Consider the following 23070-nt stretch of genomic DNA (forward strand, 5'->3'; position numbering starts at 1 on the left):
GTTGACCGCTCAGTTGAAGAAGCGCTGGCCGTTCTTGGCCATTTCACGCAGCTTGGCGGTCGGGTGGTACAGCGGCCCCAGGTCGGCATACTGATCGGCCAGGGCGACGAATTCGGCCACACCGATCGAGTCGATGTAACGCAGCGCACCACCGCGGAAGGGAGGGAAACCAATGCCGTAGACCAGGCCCATGTCAGCTTCGGCGGCGGTTTCGACAATGCCGTCTTCCAGGCAACGCACGGTCTCCAGGCACAGCGGGACCATCATCCAGTTGATGATGTCTTCGTCAGTGACTTCACGCTGCTCGAACACGATCGGTTTGAGCACGTCGAGCACGGTGGCATCGAAGACCTTCTTCGGTTTGCCGCGCTTGTCGGTTTCGTAGGCGTAGAAGCCCTTGCCGTTCTTCTGGCCCAGGCGGTTGGCCTCGTACAACGCGTCGACCGCCGAGCGGCGCTCGTCCTTCATGCGATCCGGGAAGCCTTCGGCCATGACGTCACGGCCATGGTGACCGGTGTCGATGCCGACCACGTCCATCAGGTAGGCCGGGCCCATCGGCCAGCCAAACTTTTCCATGACCTTGTCGATGCGCACGAAGTCGACACCGGCGCTGACCAGCTTGGCAAAACCACCGAAGTACGGGAACAGCACGCGGTTGACCAAAAAGCCCGGGCAGTCGTTGACCACGATCGGGTTCTTGCCCATCTTCTTGGCGTAGGCCACGGTGGTGGCGACCGCCACGTCACTGGACTTCTCGCCACGGATCACTTCAACCAGCGGCATCATGTGCACCGGGTTGAAGAAGTGCATGCCGACGAAGTTTTCCGGGCGCTTGAGCGCCTTGGCCAGCAGATTGATCGAGATGGTAGAGGTGTTGGAAGCGAGGATCGCATCGTCCTTCACCTGGCCTTCCACTTCCGCCAGTACCGCTTGCTTGACCTTCGGGTTCTCGACCACAGCCTCGACGACGATGTCGACATTGGCGAAATCGCCATAGGACAGCGTCGGGCGAATGGCGTTGAGGGCCTCGGCCATCTTGGCCGGGGTCAGGCGGCCCTTCTCGACGCGGTTGCCGAGCAGCTTGGAGGCCTCGTTCAGACCCAGCTGAATGGCTTCCTCGCGGATGTCTTTCATCAGGATCGGCGTACCTTTGACCGCCGACTGGTAGGCGATACCGCCGCCCATGATGCCGGCGCCGAGCACGGCGGCCTGCTTCACGTCGTGGGCGATCTCGTCATGCGCCTTGGCCTTGCGCTTGAGTTCCTGATCGTTCAGGAACAAGCCGATCAGGCTCTCGGCGACCGAGGTCTTGGCCAGCTTGGCAAAGCCTGCGGCTTCGACTTCCAGGGCCTTGTCGCGACCGAAGTTGGCGGCTTTCTGGATGCTCTTGATCGCTTCGACCGGGGCCGGGTAGTTCGGGCCGGCCTGGCCAGCGACGAAGCCCTTGGCAGTCTCGAAGGCCATCATCTGCTCAATGGCATTGAGCTTGAGCTTTTCCAGCTTCGGCTGGCGCTTGGCCTTGTAGTCCAGCTCGCCACTGATGGCACGCTTGATCAGGTCGAGGGCACCGGCCAGCAGCAGCTCAGGGGCGACCACGGCGTCGACGGCCCCCACTTTCAGGGCATCTTCGGCACGGTTTTCCTTACCGGCGGCGATCCACTCGATGGCGTTGTCCGAGCCGATCAGGCGCGGCAGGCGCACGGTACCGCCGAAGCCCGGGTAGATACCCAGCTTGACTTCCGGCAGGCCGATCCTGGCGCTGGTGGACATGACCCGGTAGTCGGCCGCCAGGCACATTTCCAGGCCGCCGCCCAGCGCGATGCCGTTGATGGCAGCCACGGTCGGCACTTCGAGGTCTTCGAAGGCGTTGAAGATGCGATTGGCTTCCAGGTTGCCAGCGACCAGTTCGGCCTCAGGCAGCTTGAAGTTGTCGACGAACTCGGTGATGTCGGCGCCGACGATGAACACGTCCTTGCCACTGCTGACGATCACGCCCTTGACCGAAGCATCGGCCCGGATGGCATCGACGGCCTGGCGCAGCTCGTTCAGGGTAAGGCGGTTGAACTTGTTGACGGACTCACCCTTGAGGTCGAATTTGAGCTCGACGATGCCACTTTCAAGAGCCTTAACCGTGATGGCTTTACCTTCGTAAATCATCAACTGATCTCCACGATATGGAAGCTGAACTGTACACGCCGATCGCTGCAGCAGAAGCAGGCCTAAGCTGCCTTGCCCCAGGCACACCCGTCAGCGCGCTAGTCGGACGTATGGCTTGGCGTCATGACATACAAACGCTCAATTCATACGCCCGTTTGATTTGGGTGTGCACACATTCTCCGAAAAGATGGGCGTTGTCAAATGCTCACGAGCATGGCGAAAACGCGACTTTCCAGTCATTTTCTATCGTGCGGGTACAAAACATGATGACAGTGATCGCCGGTCATTCATGTCAGCGATTGACCACAATCATTGGCTGATTGCTTTGCGCTTGCGCGACAAGCCAAGGCGACTACACTGGCACTTGCTTGAATGAATAACCCGGCCTGCCTGGCCTTTTCTGCGCAGCAGAACGCAAAGCGGCGACTTGGCACCCCACCCCTTCGGGGTTATGCCGAGCCGCCGCTTTGTCGTTACAGAACAGATTGACCAGCCTGGACGCCGCCCCCCCGTAGGAGCGGGTTTACCCGCGAAGCAGGCACCGCGCAGTTTGGCACCGGCTCTGCCGGTGTTCGCAGGCGAATCCGCGCCTACCGGGGGCGCGCATGGGCGGCGCTCAAGCCAAGGTTTCGAGGGCGTAGGCAACATCCTGCAACACAGCAGTATCGCCGCGCTCGGTCCAGTACAGGGCAATCATCCGCGCATCGGCCTCGACCTTGTACACACTCGCCGGCAAACGCGACAAGGCGCCCATGAAGCGTGGGTCTTCGCAGGGTTCGCGCCACTGGTTCCACCACACCCCAGGGCTGACCTGCCAGAAGCTGAAGCTGTCCTCATGCCCACGGCGCCGGGCTCGGTGATACTGCGGGCAAGGGCTTGGCGGCTCCTTTTCCAGCCAGTGCGGCCACTGCTGCGGCGCCAGCTGCATGGCCAAACCCATGCGCCGCGCCTCCAGGCGCAACTTCATCTGCTCGCTCTGCTTGCGCGAGCTGCGCAGCCAGGAAAGCGGACTGAGAATCAGCGCAAGGATTGACACCACCAGCAATACCGTCATATCAGTAGTTCCCATAAAGCGTTGCAAATGAGCTGGTTAGCCATTTTTCACGGTAGACCCGCCCTAAAGCGACCATACTTCTTCTATCGCGATTGTCAGGAGTACCGCTCATGCAATACGAACATTTGTTGGTCGCCGTCGACCTGACCGAAGAATGCGACCCGGTGATCAAGCGCGCCATGGCGCTGGCAGAGCCTTCGAAAGCCAAGGTATCCCTGGTGCACATCGTCGAGCCGATGGCCATGGCCTTCGGCGGTGACGTACCGATGGACCTGTCGCAGCTGCAACAGCAGCAGTTCGACCAGGCCAAGGAGCGCATGGACCGGCTGTTCAACAAATACCCGGAAATCAACCGCGGCGACTCGCACCTGACCTACGGCCAGCCTCGCCAGGAAATCCACCAGTTGGCCAAGGACCAGAAGTGCGACCTGATCGTTGTCGGCAGCCATGGCCGTCACGGCCTGGCATTGTTGCTGGGCTCCACGGCCAACGATGTGCTGCACGGTGCGCCGTGTGACGTGCTGGCGGTACGCTTGCTGAAGAAGGATTGACTGGACCTGAGCCAGCCTCTTCGCGGGCCAGCCCGCACCTGCGAGGGTATGACAATCCCTCCAGGTGCGGCTTTACCCGCGAAGAAGGCGGAACAGGCTAACGCCAATCAGCCTTCCAGCTCAGCCCAGCGCTCCACCAAGACATCCAGCTCACCCTGCAGCTTCTCGATCCGTGCCAGCACCGCCGAAGTTTCTGCAATCGGCCGCTGATAGAAGCCCGCCGCATTCACTTCTTCCTGGGCTTCAGCCATACGCTGCTCCAGCTCATCGATCTGCCCCGGCAGCATCTCCAGCTCACGCTGCAGCTTGTAGCTGAGCTTCTTCTTCGAAGCTTCTTCCACCACCGGCGCCGCAACAGGCTCAGGCTTGGCCTCGACCTTCTCCACCACCGCGCTGTTGAGTGCAGACTTACCACCCTTGCTCTCGGTCACACCCAGCAGCTTCGGCGAGCCGCCCTGGCGAATCCAGTCCTCGTAACCGCCCACATACTCACGCACCTTGCCCTCGCCTTCGAACACCAGGGTGCTGGTCACGACGTTGTCGAGGAAGGCCCGGTCGTGGCTGACCATCAGCACGGTGCCCTTGTAGTTGGACAGCACCTCTTCCAGCAGCTCGAGGGTTTCCACGTCCAGGTCGTTGGTCGGTTCGTCGAGCACCAGCAGGTTGGCCGGCTTGCTGAACAGCTTGGCCAGCAGCAACCGTGCACGCTCACCACCCGACAACGCCTTGACCGGCGTACGCGCGCGCTGGGGGCTGAACAGGAAGTCGCCCAGGTAGCTCAGCACGTGGCGGTTCTGGCCATCGATCTCGATGAAATCACGGCCTTCAGCCAGGTTGTCGATCACGGTCTTTTCCAGGTCGAGCTGGTGGCGCATCTGGTCGAAATAGGCCACCTCAAGCTTGGTGCCGCGCTCCACTTTGCCCGCAGTGGGCTCAAGGTCGCCCAGCATCATCTTGAGCAACGTGGTCTTGCCAGTGCCGTTTGCGCCCAGCAGACCGATGCGATCCTGGCGCTGCAGGACCATGGAAAAGTCCTTGACCAGCAGGGGCCCGTCCGCGTGATGGAAGCTGACATTTTCCAACACCATCACCTGCTTGCCGGATTTATCCGCGGCTTCGATCTGGATGTTGGCCTTGCCCTGTCGTTCACGGCGCTCGCCACGCTCTACACGCAGGGCCTTCAGTGCACGCACGCGGCCTTCGTTGCGAGTACGGCGGGCCTTGATGCCCTGGCGAATCCACACTTCTTCCTGGGCCAGGCGCTTATCGAACAGCGCGTTGGCGGTTTCTTCGGCGGCCAGTGCGGCCTCCTTGTGCACCAGGAAGCTGGCGTAGTCACCGTTCCAGTCGATCAGGCCGCCGCGGTCCAGTTCGAGGATACGGGTGGCCAGGTTCTGCAGGAACGAACGGTCGTGGGTGATGAACAATACCGCGCCGTTGAAGCCACGCAGGGCCTCTTCGAGCCAGGCGATGGCACCGATGTCCAGGTGGTTGGTCGGTTCGTCGAGCAGCAGCAGGTCGGGCTCGGACACCAGCGCCTGGGCCAGCAGTACGCGGCGGCGCCAGCCACCGGACAGCTCGGCCAGGGTCTTGTCGGCCGGCAGTTGCAGGCGACTGAGTGTGCTTTCCACCACCTGTTGCAGGCGCCAGCCGTCGCGGGCTTCCAGCTCGTGCTGGACGTGCATGAGTTTTTCCAGGTCTTCATCGCCCTGGATGTTCATGCTCAGGTGGTGGAACTGCGCCAGCAACTCGCCCACGCCGTCCAGACCAGCGGCTACCACGTCGAACACCGTGCGCTCGTCGGCCACCGGCAGTTCCTGTGGCAACTCACCGATCTTCAGGCCAGGCGCACGCCAGATTTCGCCGTCGTCGCCCTTCTGCTCGCCCTTGACCAGGCGCAGCATGCTCGACTTGCCGGTGCCGTTGCGGCCGATGATGCACACCCGCTCGCCACGAGCGATCTGCCAGGACACTTTGTCCAGCAGCGGCATGGCGCCGAATGCGAGGGACACATCGCTGAATTTGAGCAGGGTCATGTTCGTCTCCATAAATCGGGCGCGCATTCTACCTGACTTGGCCCCCGACGGCATCCGCCAGGCCAACCGGTGGGCACCTGGCGACATCTGGTCGAACTTAATATCCCGATACAAGCACAGTGCTTTCACCCACGGCCGGCAAACAGCTAAGCTAAGGCAATAGCTTTCAACAGTGCTGGCTCCGCCGACACTTCCCATGGTTCAACTGCCCGGACGTATCATGCGCAGCCGCCTGTTACATATCGCATCCTGCCTGCTGCTTACCGCTGCCACCAGCGCGGCGCAGGCCACCGACCTGACCCTGCAACGCCAGTACTATGACGAAGCCAAGCGAGCGCTGGCCAAAGGCGACAAAGGCCCGTACCTGCGCTATGCCCAGGCGTTGAGCGACTACCCGCTGACGCCCTACCTGGCCTACGACGAACTCACCGCCCGCCTGAAAAGCGCCAGCAACCAGGAAATCGAAGGTTTCCTGGCCAAGCATGGCGACCTGCCCCAGGCCAACTGGATGAAACTGCGCTGGTTGCGCTGGCTGGCCGAACGCGGCGAGTGGGATACCTTCGTCAAGTACTACGACCCCAAGCTCAACTTCACCGAACTGGACTGCCTCAACGGCCAATACCAGCTCAGCCACGGCTTGCGCGCCGAAGGTTACGCCACCGCCGACAAGCTGTGGAACGTCGGCAAATCGCAACCTGCCGCCTGCGACACGCTGTTCGGCATGTGGGCAGCCGAAGGCCAGCTGACCGAGGCCAAGCGCTGGGAACGCACCAAGCTGGCAGCCCAGGCACGCAACTACGGCCTGGCCAACACCTTGGTCAAGACCCTGACCACCCTCGGCCCGCAGGGGCGCCTGCTGGTCGACGTCGCGCAGAAGCCCGAGCTGCTCAACCAGCCGTCGCGCTTTACCCCGGTCAACGAGGCCATGTCCGACGTGGTCAGCCTCGGCCTTCGTCGCCTGGCCCGGCAGAACCCGGAGCGGGCCATGGCACTGCTCGACGATTACGCCCAGCGCATGCACTTCTCGCGTGACGAAAAGGTGGCCATCGCCCGCGAAATCGGCCTGACCCTCGCGCGCCGCTACGACCCACGCGCGCTCGACCTGATGACCCGCTATGACCCCGAGTTGCGTGACAACACTGTCAGCGAATGGCGCCTTCGCCTGCTGCTGCGCCTGGGCCGCTGGGAGGACGCTTACGAGCTGACCAAGCGCCTTCCCCAGGACCTGGCCAGCACCAGCCGCTGGAAGTACTGGCAGGCTCGCAGCCTGGAGCTGGCACAGCCCAACAACCCGCAGATCCCGCTGCTGTACAAGACCGCAGCGCGTGAGCGTGACTTCTATGGCTTCCTCGCCGCCGACCGGTCACAAACACCGTACCAGCTGAACAACAAGCCGCTGCTGCTGAGCCCCCAGCTGGTCAAGAAGGTTCGCAACACGCCCGGCATCCAGCGCGCACTGGAATTCCACGCCCGCGGTCAGATCGTCGACGGCCGTCGTGAGTGGTACCACGTCAGCCGCCACTTCACCCGTGACGAAATGGTTGCACAGGCACGCCTGGGCTATGAGCTGCGCTGGTACTTCCCGGCCATCCGCACCATCAGCCAGGCCCGGTACTGGGACGACCTGGACATCCGCTTCCCCATGGCCCACCGCGACACGCTGGTGCGTGAAGCCAAGGTTCGCGGCCTGCATTCGAGCTGGGTATTCGCCATCACTCGCCAGGAAAGCGCCTTCATGGAAGACGCACGCTCACCCGTGGGCGCCAGCGGCCTGATGCAACTGATGCCGGCCACCGCCAAGGAAACCGCACGCAAGTTCAACATCCCGCTGGCCTCACCGGCGCAAGTGCTGAACCCGGACAAGAACATCCAGCTGGGTGCGGCCTACCTGAGCCAGGTACACAGCCAGTTCAACGGCAACCGGGTGCTGGCTTCGGCAGCCTACAACGCCGGGCCCGGGCGCGTTCGACAGTGGCTCAAAGGGGCCAAGCACCTGAGCTTCGATGTGTGGGTGGAGTCGATCCCGTTCGACGAAACGCGCCAGTATGTACAGAACGTGCTGTCGTATTCAGTGATATACGGGCAGAAGCTGAATTCACCGCAGCCACTGGTGGATTGGCATGAACGGTATTTCGATGACATGTGATTGCTGTTGAGCCTGAACCGGCCTCTTCGCGGGTGAACCCGCTCCTGCAAGGGTTACGCGGTCGTTGTAGGAGCGGGTTCACCCGCGAAGAGGCCGGCACAGGCAACACACCTATTCCAGGATTTCTACTTCCATCCCCACCTCCAGCCACCCACTGCCATCCACAGCCAGGTTCTGGCCGAACAGCACGTCGCCTTCTTTTTCGCGGAAAGTCTTCAACGTAACCATCGGCTCACGGTCAGCGCTGCGCTCCCCGGTGGCTGGATCGATGGTCGTGAAGATGCACCGCACACTGGGCTTGAGCACGCGAAACACCAAGCTGCCGATGCGAATCCGCTTCCAGCCATCCTCGGCAAACGGCTCCGCGCCCTGCACCACCAGGTTGGGCCGAAAGCGCCGCATCGACATGGGGCGGCCAATACGCCGGTTAAGCTCATCCAGCGAGCCCTGCCCAATCAGCAGCAAGGGGAAACCATCCGGAAACGCCGCACGGTCACTGTTGAAGCCGTATCCATTGGGCAGGTAACGCGCACGCTGCTCCGGGCAATGTACCAGGCGTACGGCTTTGCCCAGCAACTCACTCAACCAGGCCGCCGCGGCATCGCCAGCGTCCGGCACACGCAGGGTATCGCGCCAGATCGTCACGCCGCGCAGGGCGTCATCGGCAGGCGGCACTGGCACCCGCAACGGCGCCTGTCCAGGGGCTTGCAGCAGCAAATGGCCGCTGTCGTCATCGCTCGCGTCGATCTGGCCAAGTTGTGGCCAGGCACGCTGGGTCAGGAAGCGTCCGTTTTCTTCCTCGACCACCATCCAGCGCCGGTCGCCTTGCAACCCCAGCAACCCCACCGGTGATGCCTTCAGGCTTTGCGCCTGCCCCGACTTCACCGGGTATCGATACAACTCACTGAGAAACATCCCTGCTGCCTCGCTTCATGCCAAAAGCCAAGCTTATACCTGGCCGGCACAACGTTCACGCAGCGGTGGTATCCAGCAGCAGGCGCTGCTTGACCACATCGACCAGGCGATCAGGCTGGAACTTGGAAAGGAAGTTGTCACAGCCCACCTTCTTCACCATGGATTCGTTGAAACTGCCCGACAGCGAAGTGTGCAGCACCACATAGAGCTGGCGCAGACGGGCATCGCTGCGGATCTCGGTGGTAAGCCGATAGCCGTCCATCTCCGGCATTTCTGCATCGGTGAACACCATCAGCAGCTTTTCGCACACGTCCTCGCCGGCGTCGGCCCAAGCCTTGAGCATGCGCAGCGCCTTCAGGCCATCACTGGCCACATGCAGCTTCATGCCCAGCTGGGACAGGGTATCGCGCAATTGCGCCAAGGCCACACTGGAGTCGTCCACCAGCAGCACTTCGCGGCCGCGGGCGCGGGCCAGCACTGGGTCGGCGAGCTTGTCGCCAGAGACCCGGGCGTTGTAGGGCACGATCTCGGCCAGCACCTTTTCCACGTCGATCACCTCCACCAGCTTCTCATCGACCTTGGTGATGGCAGTCAGGTAGTGCTGGCGACCGGCACTGGAAGGCGGCGGCATGATCGACTCCCAGTTCATGTTGACGATGCGGTCGACACCGCCCACCAGGAAGGCCTGCACCGAGCGGTTGTATTCGGTGACGATGATGGTGCTGTCCGGCCCCGGCTGTAGCGGGCGCATACCGATCGCCTGGGACAGGTCGATCACCGGCAGGGTCTGCCCACGCAGGTTGACCACACCGCAGACATAGGCGTGGCGCTGGGGCATCAGGGTCAGCTTGGGCAGTTGCAGTACTTCCTGCACCTTGAACACGTTGATCGCGAACAGCTGGCGACCGGCCAGGCGAAACATCAGAATTTCCAGGCGGTTCTCACCCACCAGTTGTGTGCGTTGGTCTACCGTGTCGAGAATGCCAGCCATTGGAAAGCCCCCAGGCTTGAGTCGTAAAAGGTGAAGTCATCTACCCTGTATCGGCGGCTTCACGCACACCTTGACCCTTGCAGGAAAATGCCGCGCGGATAATTGATATCACTTTACCATCATGCTTTACTGCCGACACGCCGGGGCAAATCAGGGGCACGACAAAAGTTCCCTACCCTAGCCGTTGATCAGGGAAACCCTTAGCAGCAATCGGGTGCAACCTGATGTTCGCGATATCCTTTAGCCATTAATGTGACGCCATTCTCATTGCATGAATGGAGTCAGGCTTTTGCTAGCTATCGTTTCGGCGTGCCCGCCCCCTGCGCCTACCCCACGCGCGGGGATATGATGATGGACACTGCCTTATCGTTCGATGACGCCCTGCAGGGCTTTCTGCTGGATGCCCAGGTACTGCTGACCCAGGCCCAGGAATGCCTGCAGCATCTGGAGCTTATAGACAATGACCCGGATGCCTGCAGTTGCCTGAACAACACCCTCGACACTATCGCCCGTCAAGCTACGCGCCTGGGCCTGCGTGAAGTTGCCCACTACACCACCGCCCTGCAACAGTTGCTCGCCCCGGCCTGTCACGGTGGCTGCCTGCAGCGTGAAGCCCTACCCGCGATAGGGGCGTGCCTGACCTTGCTGGCCTGGCAGTTGGAGCTGGTCGATAGCCGTACAGGGCGGCTGAACCTGGACATCGGCGAGCAACTGGTGCTGCTGGGTGAATTGGCCAAGGTCGTACAACCCCCCTTTGCGCCAGCCTGTGCGTCCTGCGATGAAGAAGGCAACGCGTGTATTCACCCGCACAGTGACGCGGCAACCGGCACTCTCCCCAACCGCTCTAACCGCATGCATTAACCTGACGCAAAGTGCAACTAAGCAACTTTATTGAAACCCGACCATGGTCGAACTTTGAAAGTTCACCAGGCTTTCGGTGCATGCCGTTGAATCATTGCCGCGCTAGTTACAGCACAAGTGGGTACAGCGCGATTAAAGGGTGGCACTTTGCTACCCGAAAGCGCCCGACCAGTAGGCGTTTCAACGCGTTACCCGGCCGCGACCGATGCAATGCAAAGTGGTAATATGCGCCCCCACAAACGCTTGCGACCGGAACAACGGTGGCAAGAATACGTGTTCAAAAAAACAACGAAAGTACTGCGCCAAAGCCTCTGAGCAGCATTGTGCAAGGCCTCCATCAGCAATACTTCAGTGGCCTCCCTACCTATGTTTCCACGCTTGAAGACTTCTTTGCATTGCTGCTCCCGCGCCGCCGTGCTGCGCTGGGCAACAGTCGGGCTGTGCGTGGCCTCACTGGTTGCCAACATGGCGCTGTACCTGGCCAACCAGACAATCCCGGCCAGCCTGCTGGTGCTGCAGTTGGTCGCCACGCTGGGGGCTGTTGTACAACTGGGCCTGGGCGCCAGATCGATCCACCTGCGCCCCGCCGAGCTGGCCGAGCGCATGCTCAAGGTGCAAGAAGACGAGCGCCAGCATCTGGGCCGGGAACTGCACGACGACATCGGTCAACTGCTCACCGCTGCCAAGCTGCAACTGCAGTGGCTGCAACGGCGCATGCCCGACGAGTTGCAGGGGCACTGCGACGCCCTGCACAGCACGCTGGATGACACCCTCGGTAACGTGCGCGATGTTTCCGCGCTGCTCAACCCCCGGCAGTTGGCCAGCCTTGGCCTGGAAGCCAGCCTGCGCGCACACCTGGTACGCACCCTGGCCAGCAGCGGCGTGCACTGGAGCCTGGCGTGCAACCAGCGCCTGGGCGGCATCGACGAAGCCGTGGCCATGGCAGTGTTCCGTATTACCCAGGAGGCAGTGACCAACATGCTGCGCCACGCCCAGGCACACAACTTGGTCATCCGCCTGCAACGCACCCCTGAGGGGCTGGCGCTGTCGATCCACGACGATGGTCGTGGTTTCGCCCCTGCCCGGCACCCGGCCGAGGCCGGTCAGCGCGGCCTGGCCGGCATGCAGGAGCGGGTAATCGCGCTGCAGGGCAGCCTCGAGATCACCAGTCAGCCTGGCCGAGGCACGCAGATCGAAGCGATGTTCCCGTGGTCCCCGCGCACCCAGCAACGCGCCAGGAGTATTATCAACCATGACCTGTAGACTACTGCTGGTAGATGACCACTCGCTGATCCGCGCCGGGGTGCGCGCACTGGTCTGCGACATCCCCGGCTATGACGTGGTCGGCGAAGCCGACGACGGCAACCAGCTACTGGACCAGGTGCGCGCACTGGCGCCCGACATCATCTTGCTGGACATCTCCATGCGTTCGACCAGTGGCCTGGACGCCCTCACCCAACTGCGGGCCAGCGGCAGTACCTGCAAGGTGCTGATCCTGTCCATGCACACCGACCCGGACCTGATCATGCGGGCCCTGGAAAGCGGCGCCCACGGCTACCTGCTCAAGGATACCAGCGCCAACGAGCTGGAACAGGCGCTGGGTGCCGTCCGCCACGGTGAGCGCTACCTCAGCCCGGCCATCGCCCACACCGTCATCAACCAGGCGCTGCGGCACACCCAACAAGGCAAGCCAAGCGCTGGCGAACGGCATAATCTGACTTCACGGCAACTTGAGATCCTGCGCCTGATCGTGCGCGGCAAGTCCACCCGGGAGATCGCTGGGGGCCTGGGCCTGTCCATCAAGACCGTGGAAACTCACCGCTCGCAAATCATGAAGCGCCTGCAGATTCACGACGTGGCCGGCCTGGTGCTGTTCGCCGTACGCGAAAAAATCATCAGCCTGGATGACTGAGCAACGGCGACCCGGCCGGCAGGTGCAGGTGCAACGCCGCCGGCCTTGCCTGAAAGCGCAGGCTGGCAGCCTGCAACGGCTCGCCATCGAGATTGATGTCCAACCCTTGCGAACTCTTGATCTCGACCCATGGCAGCCTGGCCCGAACGAACAGGCCGTCACCACCCAACAGGTCCCGCAGAGCCCCCACCACTTCCTGTGGGGCAGGCAGAATAGCGACGTCAAGCAAACCGTCGTTGACCATGGCTTCGGGGCACAGCACCTGCCCTCCCCCAGCCTGTCGGCCATTGCCGATACCCAGCGCCAGCAAATCCCCTTGCCAATGGAAGCCCGGCCCCTGTAGCTCCACCGAAGCCGCCTGTAGCTCACTGAAGCGGGACAACCCGGTGAACAGGTAAGCCGCAGCGCCCAGCACTTTCTTGAGGTCTTCGGAGGTATTGGCAGTGACCTGGCTGCCAAAGCCACCCGTGGCCATATTGAGGAACAGCTGATCGCCAGCCTGCCCCAGGTCTATCGGTTGTGGCGCGACATTCAGCAAGGCCAGCGCCGGTGCCGGCTCCAAGGGGATGCCAGCGGCTTTGGCAAAATCGTTGGCCGTCCCCAAGGGCAACAAGGCCAGGCTGGCTTGAGCAGCAGCCAGGCCCATTGCCTCAGCCACATCACGCAACGTGCCGTCCCCGCCACCGGCGACGATATGGCTGTAGCCCGCTGCCAGTGCCTCGGCGACCAGCCGTTGGGCGTCGCCCGCCTCCCAGGTAACCCGTACGTCCAGCACCCAGCCACTATCGCGCAGGTCGCCCACGGCGCTGCGCACGTCTTCGTTCATCGCCTGCTTGCCGTGCAGCACCAGCATTGCCTTGCGCCCTTGCATGTATGCGTCTCCGTAAAATGGACCACCCCCTATCTCGACCACTGGCCCGCCCGGATCGTTGCATGCCCTGGAAAAAACACTGGGCCGGCGCCACGCCGGCAACTGATCGCGTCGCCGGTCATTTTTTCCACACTTGGCAATCCCGGCTATGCTCAGAAAATACCCCTATTGCCATGGACGCGCCCGGCAGTGGCTCCCCCACTGCTGCCAACGGGCGCGTTTTGCTATCTGCAGCCTTTCTTGAGGACTTCGGGTCATGCGCATTCTCTGGACACTGCCCTACCTGCCTTGGCCGACCACCAGCGGCCACAAGACCCGGCAATACCATCTGCTGCGTGCGCTGGCCCAGCGCGGTCACCGGATCACCCTGCTGGTGCAGTCGAAAATCCCTCTCAGCGATGCAGCACGCGAGGCCCTCGAGCCACTCCTCGAACGCCTGATCGTGCTACCCCGCAGGCCGCTGCACAGCCCACTCAACCTACTGGCATCCCCCATCATCGACTACCCCATGCGGGCAATCATCAATGGCCTGGCGCCTTGCCTGCGGCACCGGTTCGAGCAACTGCTGGACGAACCCTGGGACGTGATCCAGATCGAGCACAGCTACAGCTTCCAGCCGTTCGAAAAAGCCCTGCAGGCTCGCAGGCTGCCCTACATGCTTAGCGAGCACACCCTGGAGTCGGTAATGGGCGGTGCCTGCCACGATCGCCTGCCGCTGTGGCTGCGCCCGCTCAACGCCTTCGACCGCTGGCGCTACCGGCGCTGGGAACACCGTGTGCTGCGCCAGCCCACCGAACTGGTGGCTGTCAGCGCCCACGATGCCGAGCTGATCGCGCAGATCAGCGGGCGCCCGGTGAATGTGGTGGTCAACGGCGTGGACTGTGATTTTTACCAGCAGGTGCAACCTGCGCTGCACAGCCAGCGTTTGTTGTTCGTCGGCAATTTCGAATATGGCGCCAATCTGGAGGCCATCGAGTGGGCACTGGACGACATCATGCCGAAGGTGTGGATGAGCAACCCGGCGGTGCGTCTGGCGATCGCCGGGCATGCCATGCCGGCCAACTGGAAGCTTCACTGGAACGACCCACGCATTGAATGGTTCGGCTACCGCCCCGACCTGCGTGAACTGCAACGACGTTCCGCACTGTTCTTTGCCCCCCTGCGCTATGCCGGTGGCTCGAAGGTGAAAATCCTCGAAGCGATGGCCGCAGGCTTACCCGTGATCACCACCGAAAAGGGCGTTTCAGGCCTGACCGTGAATAACGGCGAGCACTACCTGGGCAGTGACGACGGTGATCAACTGGCATTGCTGATCACCCAGTTGCTCAATCAGCCCTGGCGCATGAGCCAGTTGAGCGATGCCGGGCGCCAGTTTGCCCGCCAGCGCCACGACTGGAGCGTGGCTGCCCAACAACTGGAAACTGTGCACATACGCCTGACTCAGGCGGCACCGGCCGAGGCCGCGCCGCTGGCCAGTGCCTGGCTGGGCCGCTCAGCCAAGTAGCTCGCTGAAGGGGATGAATGGCACGTTGTCGCCCTGCTTCGGCGTGCTGCCCTCACGCACTTCCACCAGCCCCTGCGCCCAGGCGGCGCTGCGCAGCACACCCGAGCTCTGGTTCTTGTAGATGCTCACCCGGCCTTGCTCGATGCGCGCGCGCAGATATTCGCGGCGCGTACCCGGCTTGGGCCAGTCAAACCCAGCCGGCATGTCGAAACGCAACGGCGTAACGTCAATCACACCCTGACGACGCAGCAGGTAGGGCCTGGTCAGCAGACCGAAGGTGACCAAGGTCGAGGCGGGGTTGCCCGGCAAGCCAATCACCGGCACGCCCTGGAAGTGGCCGAAGGTCAGCGGCTTGCCCGGTTTGATCGCCAGCTTCCACAACGCCAGTTCGCCGGCCTCGCGCAGGGCAGCACCGAGGTAGTCGGCCTCGCCCACCGAGACACCTCCGGTGGACAGAATCAGGTCTACACCACCCAGTTCAGCCAGGCAGGTGCGAGTGCGCGCCAGGTCATCCGGCAGGATGCCGGCATCGACCACTTCGCAACCCAGCCGCTGCAACCAGCTGATCAGCAGACTGCGGTTGCTGTTGTAGATCTGCCCGGGCCCAAGCGGCAGGCCTGGCTCGACCAGTTCGTCGCCGGTCGACAGCACCGCCACTTTCACCTTGCGCACCACGTCCAGACGGCCATGCCCCAAGGTCGCCGCCAGGCCCAGTTCGATCGGCCCAAGGCGGGTGCCGGCGCTCATCACCTGCTCGCCCTTGCGGGTTTCCTGGCCTTGAGGGCGTATGTTCTGCTCGGCGCGCAACACTTCGAGAAAGCGCACCCGGCCATCTTCGAGTACTTCGGTGTTTTCCTGCATCTCGACGCAGTCGGCTCCCTCCGGCACAGGCGCACCGGTGAATATCCGCGCGCAGGTACCCGGTTGCAGCGGCTGGGGCGCATGACCGGCGAAAATACGCTGGCTGACCGGCAGCGGCTGTCCCTGCCAGTCAGCCAGGCGCAAGGCATAGCCGTCCATGGCGCTGTTCGGCCAGGGCGGCAGGTCGAGCGAGGCCATCAGGTCGGTGGCCAGCACGCGGCCCTCGGCTTCGGCCAGCGGCAGGTTTTCGGTCTCGCGGATCGGTGCAGCTTCGGCCAGCGCCAGCAGTTGCTCCAGCGCCTGTTCCACCGGCATCAGCGGCCGGGCCTGGCTGACCTCAGCCACGGCTGTCACAGGCCGCTGCCTGCTTCAGGTGCGCCACGAAGTTGCAAGGGCGATGACGGGCATCGAGCTGCTCGGCCAGGATGCCATCCCAACCGGTACGCACAGCGTTGGTGGAGCCCGGCAGGCAGCACACCAGTGTGCCGTTTGCCAGCCCGGCCAAGGCACGCGACTGCACGGTGGAGGTGCCAATGTCGGCCACGGAAATCTGCCGGAACAGCTCACCAAAGCCGTCTACTTGCTTGTCCAGCAGGCACGCCACCGCCTCTGGGGTGCTGTCGCGACCAGTAAACCCGGTACCGCCCGTAATCAGCACCACTTGCACGTTGTCATCGGCGATCCATGTGGCGACCTGGGCCCGGATCTTGTACAGGTCATCCTTGAGCAGCACGCGCTCGGCAAGGCGGTGACCGGCGGCGCTCAGGCGGTCGACGAACATCTGGCCAGAGGTGTCGGTGTCGAAGGTACGGGTGTCGCTGACCGTGAGTACGGCGATGCTTAGCGCCACGAAGGGGGTATCTGCCTTGGCTTTCATGGGTGTCCGTCACAACAGGATGAGATGGACGCAGTTATATCACAGCGCACCTTTTCCAGCGTTGCCCCCCTAAGCCTTGCCTTGGGTCAAGGGGACAAATTAGTCGCTATGCTGCACTTGGAGTGAACTTGCACTAACGTCCTGCGTCATAAATGTCATCTAGCACCATCGCACTTGGAGAAACACGATGATCAAACGGACCCTACCCGCCTTCCTGCTTGCCTTGGGTTTGGGCGCCCTTGCTGGCTGCTCGACCCCAACCGTCATTACCCTGAACGATGGCCGGGAGATCCAGGCAACCGACAAACCGTCCTACGACGAAGACTCTGGCTTCTATGAATTCGAGCAACTCGACGGCAAGCGCACACGCCTGAACAAGGACCAGATCCGCACCGTCAAAGAGCTCTGATCAAGGCCCCGTTCAGGCTATGGCCCTTTAAACAACAAGGGCTTGCGAGCAAAAACGGGATGCAGTAGGATTTTGTTCATCGGAGTGTAGCGCAGCCAGGTAGCGCGTCTCGTTCGGGACGAGAAGGCCGCAGGTTCGAATCCTGTCTCTCCGACCAAATCCTTGTCAGAAAGCCCGCCATGTGCGGGCTTTTTGTTGTGTGCGAAAAATACGTCAGTGCGCGGTTTCAGCCTATATGGGCACCTGCAACCCCTGCAGATCCAGTCAGGCACTCAGGCGGGAGGTGACTTCGCCCAACTGCCCTGACAAACCATGCAGGCGCTGCCCCGCCTGCTCGGTATGCTGCACCGCTTCCTGGTTGGCCGTGGCAATTCTGGTGATTTCGATCAGGTTGCGCGAGATATCTTCGGCCACACTGGTCTGCTCCTCGGCCGCTGTGGCGATCTGCCGGTTCATGTCGCGGATCGCCTCCACCGCCTGGGTGATACGTTGCAGCATCTGGCCGGCCTGCTCGACCTGCTCAGCCCCTTCCCGGCTACGTTGCTGGCCACTTTCGATGGCCTTGACCGCCTCCACAGCCCCCGACTGTACCGCCTCGATGATCTGGTGAATTTCTGCAATCGACGCTGCCGTGCGCTGGGCCAGGCTACGCACTTCATCGGCGACCACCGCAAAACCACGCCCGGCTTCGCCAGCGCGGGCTGCTTCGATGGCCGCGTTAAGCGCCAGCAGGTTGGTCTGTTCAGCAATGCCGCGGATCACTTCCAGCACTTTGCCTATCCGTGTGCTGTCATGCTCCAGATCGCGAATTACCGTTGCCGTGCCGGCGATTTCGCGGTTGACCAGCCCGATGATGTCGATGGTCTGCTGCATCACCTGCTCGCCGGCCTGGGCGCTGTGGTCGGCGTCATCGGCCGCGCGGGCAGCCTCGGCGGCGTGGCGAGCGACCTCTTGGGCAGTGGCGGACATTTCGTGCATGGCCGTGGCCACCTGGTCGGTACGCTGGAACTGGTCATGAGTACCGCGGGCCATGTCACCGGCAATACTGCGCAACTGGCCGCTGGCACCTTCCAGCTCCTGAGCGTTGTCCTGCAGCCGGCCGACGGTATCGGCAAGGAAGTCACGCAGGGTGTTGGCCGCTCGCGCCAGGCGCCCCAGCTCATCCTCCCGACGGCTGTCGACCCGGGCAGCAAAGCAGCCCTGGCTGAGCTGCGCGACGTACTCGATCAACTGGCGGATCGGCTCGATCAAGCTTCGGTTGACCAGCCACAGGCTGAGCAGCCCCACCAGCCCCGCAGAAGCCAGCATCACCACCAGGCCCAACCATACCGTGCGCTCGGCACTGGCATTGATACTGGCTGCACGCTGGCGAGCATCGGCGCGCAGTTGCTCGACCAGTTCGCTCATCTGCTCACTGGCGGCACGATCCACGCCTTTGACCGCCCGGTCGCCCGCTACCGGGTCGCCGCCTGCCGCAAGGAAGGCCTGGCGGCCTTGCGCATAGGCCTGGCCCAACTGGCGGTGGCTGTCGCGCAATTGCTGCAGCGACACCTTGAGCCTGGCATCGCTGTTGTCGATCAATTGCCCGAGCAGTTGCTGTACTTGCTGTTCGCGGGCCTGGAACTGCTGCCAGTACTTGTCCATCTCCGCAGGCTGGCGCCCGCGCAGCAGCACGTTCTTCCATTCCTGCACCTGGATCTTGAACTGCAGGTTGGCTTCGTCAATCAATTGCGAGGCCCGCAGCGGCCCGTCGACCAGCTCGGCGTAGCCACGCACGCTGGACGACAGGAACTGGAAACACACCAGGGCGATCAGCAGCATCGCCAGCACACTGCCGCCGAGCAGCGAGAGAATTTGCACTCTGAGGGATTTACGCAACATCGAGGGTCTCGGAACCAGAGGGAGTAGGCTGAGGCCGCTGTACAGCCTCATTACTGGCAGGCCAAAAAAAAGCTGCCATCACGCAATGGCAGCCAGGTCGAGCACTTACGCAACAGTTGAGGCAAATCTTCTCAGGCAATTACTACAGAAATGTTACAAAGCCACGACACGCTAGGCCGTGGTGAACTGCAGCGCTGCCAGCCGCGCATACAGCGGGCTGTCCTCGATCAACTGACGGTGGGTGCCGACCGCCACCAGCCGGCCTTGGTCGATGACCGCGATGCGCTCGGCATGCTGCACCGTGGCCAGGCGATGGGCGATCACCAGCGTGGTACGGCCGGCCATCAGGCTGGGTAGCGCTTGCTGGATCAAGTATTCGCTTTGTGCATCAAGGGCACTGGTGGCTTCGTCGAGCAACAGGATCGGCGCATCGACCAGCAAGGCCCGGGCAATCGCCAGGCGCTGGCGTTGCCCGCCAGAAAGGCCGATGCCGCCCTCCCCCAGTTGTGTCTGGTAGCCTTGGGGCAGTTGCCGGATGAATTCGTCGGCATGGGCGCCGCGGGCTGCTGCCTCGACTTCGGCCAAGGTCGCCTCGGGCCGGCCATAACGAATGTTGGCCTCCACTGTGCCACGGAACAGCGAGGGGTTTTGTGCCACCAAAGCGAACTGCCGGCGTAGCTGGTCGGGATCAAATTCGGTAACCGGCTGGCCATCGAGCAGGATGCGCCCTTGCTGTGGGTCGTAAAAGCGCAGCAACAAATCGAACAGGGTCGACTTGCCTGCCCCGGAAGGGCCAACCAGGGCGACGGTCTGCCCGGGCTCGATGGTCAGGCTCAGGCCGTCGACAGCTGCCACCGTGGGCCGTGAGGGGTAAGCGAACACCACCTGCTGCAGTTCGATTCGCCCGCTGGCCCGCTGCTGTGGCAGCAGCTGCGCCACGGCGGGCGGCAGGATGGCACTTCGCGCTGCCAACAGTTCGGCAATGCGCTCAGCGGCACCCGCGGCCCGTTGCAGTTCGCCGATCACCTCACTGAGGGTACCGAAGGCGCTGCCGACGATCAGACTGTAGAACACGAATGCAGCCAGCTCGCCTGCGGATATACGCCCGGCGATCACATCCATGCCGCCGACCCACAGCATCACCCCCACCGCCCCCAACACCAGTACGATCACCAGGGTAATCAGCCAGGCACGCTGTGTAATCCGCTTGCGGGCAACAGTAAACGCTGCTTCGACCGTATCGGCGAACAGTTCGCGGTCGTGCGCCTGGTGGTTGTAGGCCTGCACGGTCTTGATCTGCCCCAGCGTCTCAGCCACGTAGCTGCCCACATCGGCGACCCTGTCCTGGCTCTGCCGCGACAGGCTGCGCACACGACGGCCGAACAACAGGATCGGTGCCAACACCAGCGGCAGCGTTACCACCACGATGCTGGTGAGCTTGGGGTTGGTGATGAACAGCAATACCACACCGCCAATGACCATCAGCGCATTGCGCAGGAACATCGACAGCGATGAACCGATCACTGATTGCAGCAAGGTGGTGTCCGCAGTCAGCCGAGACTGGATCTCGGAGCTGCGGTTGTCCTCGAAAAAACCTGGGTGCAGGCCGATCAGGTGATTGAAGACGGCACGACGGATATCGGCCACACAACGCTCGCCAATCCACGACACCAGATAGAAACGGCTGAAGGTACCCACCGCCAGCGCCAGCACCAGCAGCAGGAACAGCCCGATGGTTTGATTGAGCTGGTGCGCGGAGCGGGTCATGAAGCCTTGATCCACCAGCAGGCGGATACCTTGGCCCATCGACAGGGTGATGGCAGCGGTGACCACCAGCGCCAGCAATGCCAGCAGCACCTGGCGGCGATAAGGGCGAACGAACTGCCAAGCCAGGCGCAAGGCGCGGCGTTGGCGCGGGGAAACCGATTCGGGCATGACGACGACCACAAAAGGTGGGGAAGCGGCAGCCTACCACTCATCCCGGTCGGGAGACTGCATGAAGGTTGCTATAACGCATCGATCTAAACAGCTTATGGAGCTTTCACAGGGTTTCTGCTGGACTGTTGCTGCCGTGACCCGGAAGCTGTCACAGGCCAGTCACGGCGCAGGGCTACCCTGAGCTTGAACCTGAAGAGGAGACAGTGCATGAGCTTGCAGCATGGCAGTGATAACCAGAAGCCCCAGACCTCCCCGCAACAGCAAGTATGCGGTTCGATCATCGACGCCAAGGGGCGCGAAGTGCCGATCACCGAGCAGATGATCCAGCAGGCCTGCAAGGCCCTGGAAGAAAGCCGTGTCGAGCGCGTACGCAAAGGTTGATCGGCGAATTCTTTGCAACCCGGCGCTTGCGCCGGGTTTTTATCTGCCCAGCCAGTGGGCTTGGCCGCCCCAACGGGCAACCGCACCTACCTGCAAGATCAAGACAAGGCTTGCTTAGACCAACACCCCACCCAAGGCACTGACCAACTGTGCCAACTGCGGCGCCTCCCCGTGCAAGCGCACTGCCAGCCCCTCGATCTCGCGCCTAGGTGGGTATTGCTTGCGCAACTGGTCGAACGCCGCTCGCTGTTGCTGCGGATCATCGCTCAGGCTACGGCGGAAATCGGCATCATCACGGCGCGGGTCATACACGGCGCGACACAGGGTGGCCATGGCCCATGACAGGTCGGTGCTGGCATCCAGCTCGATCTGCGCCAGCGGTGGTTTGGGCAGCAGCTCGGCCAGTCGCACCTGCTCGTTCACACCGAGGAAGCGGCAAAGCGCTTGGTAGATCTGCGCCGTGCCACGTTGGCGGCCATCGAGGCTATAGCCGGCAATGTGCGGCGTAGCGAGGGTGCACAGGTCGGCCAACGTCAGGTCGACCTGCGGCTCCCCTTCCCACACATCCAGCACCGCGTGCACGTCTTCACGGTCCAGCAGCAGCTCGCGCAGGGCCACGTTGTCCACTACCGGGCCACGGCTGGCGTTTAACAGCCAGGCGCCCGGGCGCAACTGTGCCAGCTGCGCCTGCCCCAGCAGGTGCCAGGTCGGGTGCTGGCCGCCGCGTTGCAACGGGGTATGCAAGCTGATCACATCGCACTGCTGCAGGATGGTTTCGAGGCTGACGTAGTCGCCGCCCTCGGCGGCCTGACGCAACGGGTCGCACACCAGCACCTTCCAGCCCAGGCCATGCAGCACCCGCACGAGGCGGCCACCCACTTCACCCGCGCCCACTACGCCATACACGCGTTCAGGCAATGCCACGCCATCCAGTTCGGCCAGGGTCAGCAGGCTGCCCAGCACGTAATCGACCACGCCGCGGGCATTGCAGCCAGGTGCGCTGCTCCAGCGGATGCCAGCTTCTGCAAAGTAATCCAGGTCCAGGTGATCAGTGCCGATGGTGCAAGTGCCGACAAAGCGTACACGGCTGCCTTCGAGCAGCTGACGGTCGACCTTGGTCACGGAGCGCACCAGCAGGATATCGGCATCCTTGACGCTGGCAGCATCGAGGCTTCGGCCAGGGTAGCGGCGAATTTCACCGAAACCCTGGAAGAAGGCATCGAGCAGCGGGATGTTCTCGTCGGCAACTATCAGCATGGCGCTCTCCTGTCTGGGGAGCGCAGTGTAGGCGCAACGCCGGGCGTGTTCCAGAGCGATTCAGTCGGCTTTCTTGCGGATCCAGTACAGGAAAGTGCCGGCGTCCTCTTGCTGCTGCAGCAGCTCGTGGCCGAGGAAGTTGCAGAACTTGGGGATGTCGCGGCGGGTCGACGGGTCGGTGGCGATGACCTTGAGCAGGCCGCCAGCGGCCAGGTTGCGTACGTGCTGGTGCAGCATCATCACGGGTTCCGGGCAGTTCAGGCCGGTGGCATCGAGGATGGCGTCGGGGGTGAAATCGGTCATGGGGGGCTCCGAAAATGATCGCTATTGTCGCGCATAGCGCGACGCGGTCCAAGCACGGCTTTCAAACCCAGCGCTCTTGATCTTGATCTTGATCTTGATCTTGATCTTGATCTTGATCTTGATCTTGATCTTCGCGACTTCAGGAGGCCGAACGCAGGCCTTGCG

General features: G+C 62.6%; 20 protein-coding genes and 1 tRNA gene. 9 read left to right on the forward strand and 12 right to left on the reverse strand.

Features of this window, described 5'->3' with window-relative positions; all coding sequences use genetic code 11:
• Nucleotides 1–9: 9 nt before the first annotated feature.
• A complete protein-coding gene (fadB, locus tag QYE47_RS21590) occupies nucleotides 10–2157 on the reverse strand; it encodes a fatty acid oxidation complex subunit alpha FadB (RefSeq protein ID WP_014591781.1) in 2148 nt (715 codons plus the stop codon).
• 616 nt (nucleotides 2158–2773) lie between these two features.
• Complete coding sequence (locus QYE47_RS21595) at nucleotides 2774–3211, reverse strand: hypothetical protein (protein WP_003248762.1); 438 nt, start codon at nucleotides 3209–3211, stop codon at nucleotides 2774–2776.
• 110 nt (nucleotides 3212–3321) lie between these two features.
• On the opposite strand from QYE47_RS21595, the gene QYE47_RS21600 reads away from it, so the two are divergent.
• Entirely contained in the window at nucleotides 3322–3762 is a 441-nt protein-coding gene (locus QYE47_RS21600; RefSeq protein ID WP_014591782.1) for a universal stress protein, read from the forward strand.
• A 107-nt stretch (nucleotides 3763–3869) separates the two neighbouring features.
• Here the strand turns inward: QYE47_RS21600 and QYE47_RS21605 are convergent, their stop codons facing one another.
• The gene (locus QYE47_RS21605; protein WP_014591783.1) at nucleotides 3870–5798 is read right to left on the reverse strand and encodes an ATP-binding cassette domain-containing protein; all 1929 of its coding nucleotides are present in this window, start codon (nucleotides 5796–5798) and stop codon (nucleotides 3870–3872) included.
• Nucleotides 5799–6018: 220 nt separating this feature from the next.
• Between QYE47_RS21605 and QYE47_RS21610 the strand changes: the two genes are divergently transcribed.
• On the forward strand, nucleotides 6019–7944 hold the full coding sequence (locus QYE47_RS21610; RefSeq protein WP_019436904.1) for a transglycosylase SLT domain-containing protein: 1926 nt from the start codon (nucleotides 6019–6021) through the stop codon (nucleotides 7942–7944).
• 111 nt (nucleotides 7945–8055) lie between these two features.
• On the opposite strand, the gene QYE47_RS21615 is transcribed toward QYE47_RS21610, so the two are convergent.
• Together QYE47_RS21615 and QYE47_RS21620 are read right to left on the reverse strand one after the other, a co-directional pair.
• On the reverse strand, nucleotides 8056–8859 hold the full coding sequence (locus QYE47_RS21615) for an MOSC domain-containing protein (protein ID WP_014591785.1): 804 nt from the start codon (nucleotides 8857–8859) through the stop codon (nucleotides 8056–8058).
• A 55-nt stretch (nucleotides 8860–8914) separates the two neighbouring features.
• Nucleotides 8915–9850, reverse strand: coding sequence for a chemotaxis protein CheV (locus QYE47_RS21620; protein WP_014591786.1), 936 nt, complete (start codon nucleotides 9848–9850; stop codon nucleotides 8915–8917).
• Nucleotides 9851–10201: 351 nt separating this feature from the next.
• Between QYE47_RS21620 and QYE47_RS21625 the strand changes: the two genes are divergently transcribed.
• The 3 genes from QYE47_RS21625 to QYE47_RS21635 all read left to right on the forward strand — a co-directional run bounded on the left by QYE47_RS21625 (nucleotide 10202) and on the right by QYE47_RS21635 (nucleotide 12623).
• A complete protein-coding gene (locus QYE47_RS21625) occupies nucleotides 10202–10711 on the forward strand; it encodes a hypothetical protein (RefSeq protein ID WP_026031879.1) in 510 nt (169 codons plus the stop codon).
• A 366-nt stretch (nucleotides 10712–11077) separates the two neighbouring features.
• Entirely contained in the window at nucleotides 11078–11974 is an 897-nt protein-coding gene (locus tag QYE47_RS21630) for a sensor histidine kinase (RefSeq protein ID WP_070384157.1), read from the forward strand.
• Nucleotides 11964–12623, forward strand: coding sequence for a response regulator transcription factor (locus QYE47_RS21635; protein WP_019437645.1), 660 nt, complete (start codon nucleotides 11964–11966; stop codon nucleotides 12621–12623). The genes QYE47_RS21630 and QYE47_RS21635 overlap by 11 nt, the downstream gene beginning before the upstream one ends.
• Here QYE47_RS21635 and yegS read toward each other — a convergent pair.
• The gene (gene yegS, locus QYE47_RS21640; protein ID WP_053868121.1) at nucleotides 12607–13494 is read right to left on the reverse strand and encodes a lipid kinase YegS; all 888 of its coding nucleotides are present in this window, start codon (nucleotides 13492–13494) and stop codon (nucleotides 12607–12609) included. The genes QYE47_RS21635 and yegS overlap by 17 nt on opposite strands.
• Before the next feature lie 256 nt (nucleotides 13495–13750).
• Here yegS and QYE47_RS21645 point away from each other — a divergent pair, with 256 nt between their 5' ends.
• The gene (locus QYE47_RS21645; RefSeq protein WP_019437643.1) at nucleotides 13751–14998 is read left to right on the forward strand and encodes a glycosyltransferase family 4 protein; all 1248 of its coding nucleotides are present in this window, start codon (nucleotides 13751–13753) and stop codon (nucleotides 14996–14998) included.
• On the opposite strand, the gene glp is transcribed toward QYE47_RS21645, so the two are convergent.
• Nucleotides 14987–16213 carry a gephyrin-like molybdotransferase Glp gene (glp, locus tag QYE47_RS21650; protein ID WP_019437642.1) on the reverse strand — a complete coding sequence of 409 codons (1227 nt, stop codon included), beginning with the start codon at nucleotides 16211–16213 and terminating at the stop codon, nucleotides 14987–14989. The genes QYE47_RS21645 and glp overlap by 12 nt on opposite strands.
• Nucleotides 16197–16736, reverse strand: a complete 540-nt coding sequence (gene moaB, locus QYE47_RS21655; protein WP_014591793.1) for a molybdenum cofactor biosynthesis protein B — start codon at nucleotides 16734–16736, stop codon at nucleotides 16197–16199. Before moaB ends, glp begins: the two co-directional genes overlap by 17 nt.
• 187 nt (nucleotides 16737–16923) lie before the next feature.
• Here moaB and QYE47_RS21660 point away from each other — a divergent pair, with 187 nt between their 5' ends.
• A complete protein-coding gene (locus QYE47_RS21660; RefSeq protein WP_003248738.1) occupies nucleotides 16924–17145 on the forward strand; it encodes a YgdI/YgdR family lipoprotein in 222 nt (73 codons plus the stop codon).
• Nucleotides 17146–17225: 80 nt separating this feature from the next.
• Nucleotides 17226–17302, forward strand: a tRNA-Pro gene (locus tag QYE47_RS21665).
• A 107-nt stretch (nucleotides 17303–17409) separates the two neighbouring features.
• On the opposite strand, the gene QYE47_RS21670 is transcribed toward QYE47_RS21665, so the two are convergent.
• Nucleotides 17410–19026: a methyl-accepting chemotaxis protein gene (locus QYE47_RS21670; RefSeq protein WP_014591794.1), complete on the reverse strand. Its 1617-nt coding sequence runs from the start codon at nucleotides 19024–19026 to the stop codon at nucleotides 17410–17412.
• A gap of 171 nt (nucleotides 19027–19197) precedes the next feature.
• On the reverse strand, nucleotides 19198–20961 hold the full coding sequence (locus QYE47_RS21675) for an ABC transporter transmembrane domain-containing protein (protein ID WP_070384158.1): 1764 nt from the start codon (nucleotides 20959–20961) through the stop codon (nucleotides 19198–19200).
• A 210-nt stretch (nucleotides 20962–21171) separates the two neighbouring features.
• Here QYE47_RS21675 and QYE47_RS21680 point away from each other — a divergent pair, with 210 nt between their 5' ends.
• A complete protein-coding gene (locus QYE47_RS21680; RefSeq protein ID WP_014591796.1) occupies nucleotides 21172–21345 on the forward strand; it encodes a PA1571 family protein in 174 nt (57 codons plus the stop codon).
• Nucleotides 21346–21459: 114 nt separating this feature from the next.
• Here the strand turns inward: QYE47_RS21680 and pdxB are convergent, their stop codons facing one another.
• Nucleotides 21460–22602 carry a 4-phosphoerythronate dehydrogenase PdxB gene (gene pdxB / locus QYE47_RS21685; protein ID WP_014591797.1) on the reverse strand — a complete coding sequence of 381 codons (1143 nt, stop codon included), beginning with the start codon at nucleotides 22600–22602 and terminating at the stop codon, nucleotides 21460–21462.
• A gap of 60 nt (nucleotides 22603–22662) precedes the next feature.
• The gene (tusA, locus tag QYE47_RS21690) at nucleotides 22663–22905 is read right to left on the reverse strand and encodes a sulfurtransferase TusA (RefSeq protein ID WP_003248727.1); all 243 of its coding nucleotides are present in this window, start codon (nucleotides 22903–22905) and stop codon (nucleotides 22663–22665) included.
• Between the last annotated feature and the right edge of the window lie 165 nt (nucleotides 22906–23070).

This window comes from Pseudomonas sp. 2,4-D, assembly GCF_030418155.1.
GTDB lineage: Bacteria > Pseudomonadota > Gammaproteobacteria > Pseudomonadales > Pseudomonadaceae > Aquipseudomonas > Aquipseudomonas alloputida.

Bases quoted from the DNA above. Each gene is read 5' to 3' on its own strand.
- fadB (WP_014591781.1), bottom strand. From the start codon at position 2,157: ATGATTTACGAAGGTAAAGCCATCACGGTTAAGGCTCTTGAAAGTGGC.
- QYE47_RS21595 (WP_003248762.1), bottom strand. From the start codon at position 3,211: ATGACGGTATTGCTGGTGGTGTCAATCCTTGCGCTGATTCTCAGTCCG.
- QYE47_RS21600 (WP_014591782.1), top strand. From the start codon at position 3,322: ATGCAATACGAACATTTGTTGGTCGCCGTCGACCTGACCGAAGAATGC.
- QYE47_RS21605 (WP_014591783.1), bottom strand. From the start codon at position 5,798: ATGACCCTGCTCAAATTCAGCGATGTGTCCCTCGCATTCGGCGCCATG.
- QYE47_RS21610 (WP_019436904.1), top strand. From the start codon at position 6,019: ATGCGCAGCCGCCTGTTACATATCGCATCCTGCCTGCTGCTTACCGCT.
- QYE47_RS21615 (WP_014591785.1), bottom strand. From the start codon at position 8,859: ATGTTTCTCAGTGAGTTGTATCGATACCCGGTGAAGTCGGGGCAGGCG.
- QYE47_RS21620 (WP_014591786.1), bottom strand. From the start codon at position 9,850: ATGGCTGGCATTCTCGACACGGTAGACCAACGCACACAACTGGTGGGT.
- QYE47_RS21625 (WP_026031879.1), top strand. From the start codon at position 10,202: ATGGACACTGCCTTATCGTTCGATGACGCCCTGCAGGGCTTTCTGCTG.
- QYE47_RS21630 (WP_070384157.1), top strand. From the start codon at position 11,078: ATGTTTCCACGCTTGAAGACTTCTTTGCATTGCTGCTCCCGCGCCGCC.
- QYE47_RS21635 (WP_019437645.1), top strand. From the start codon at position 11,964: ATGACCTGTAGACTACTGCTGGTAGATGACCACTCGCTGATCCGCGCC.
- yegS (WP_053868121.1), bottom strand. From the start codon at position 13,494: ATGCAAGGGCGCAAGGCAATGCTGGTGCTGCACGGCAAGCAGGCGATG.
- QYE47_RS21645 (WP_019437643.1), top strand. From the start codon at position 13,751: ATGCGCATTCTCTGGACACTGCCCTACCTGCCTTGGCCGACCACCAGC.
- moaB (WP_014591793.1), bottom strand. From the start codon at position 16,736: ATGAAAGCCAAGGCAGATACCCCCTTCGTGGCGCTAAGCATCGCCGTA.
- QYE47_RS21660 (WP_003248738.1), top strand. From the start codon at position 16,924: ATGATCAAACGGACCCTACCCGCCTTCCTGCTTGCCTTGGGTTTGGGC.
- QYE47_RS21670 (WP_014591794.1), bottom strand. From the start codon at position 19,026: ATGTTGCGTAAATCCCTCAGAGTGCAAATTCTCTCGCTGCTCGGCGGC.
- QYE47_RS21675 (WP_070384158.1), bottom strand. From the start codon at position 20,961: ATGCCCGAATCGGTTTCCCCGCGCCAACGCCGCGCCTTGCGCCTGGCT.
- QYE47_RS21680 (WP_014591796.1), top strand. From the start codon at position 21,172: ATGAGCTTGCAGCATGGCAGTGATAACCAGAAGCCCCAGACCTCCCCG.
- pdxB (WP_014591797.1), bottom strand. From the start codon at position 22,602: ATGCTGATAGTTGCCGACGAGAACATCCCGCTGCTCGATGCCTTCTTC.
- tusA (WP_003248727.1), bottom strand. From the start codon at position 22,905: ATGACCGATTTCACCCCCGACGCCATCCTCGATGCCACCGGCCTGAAC.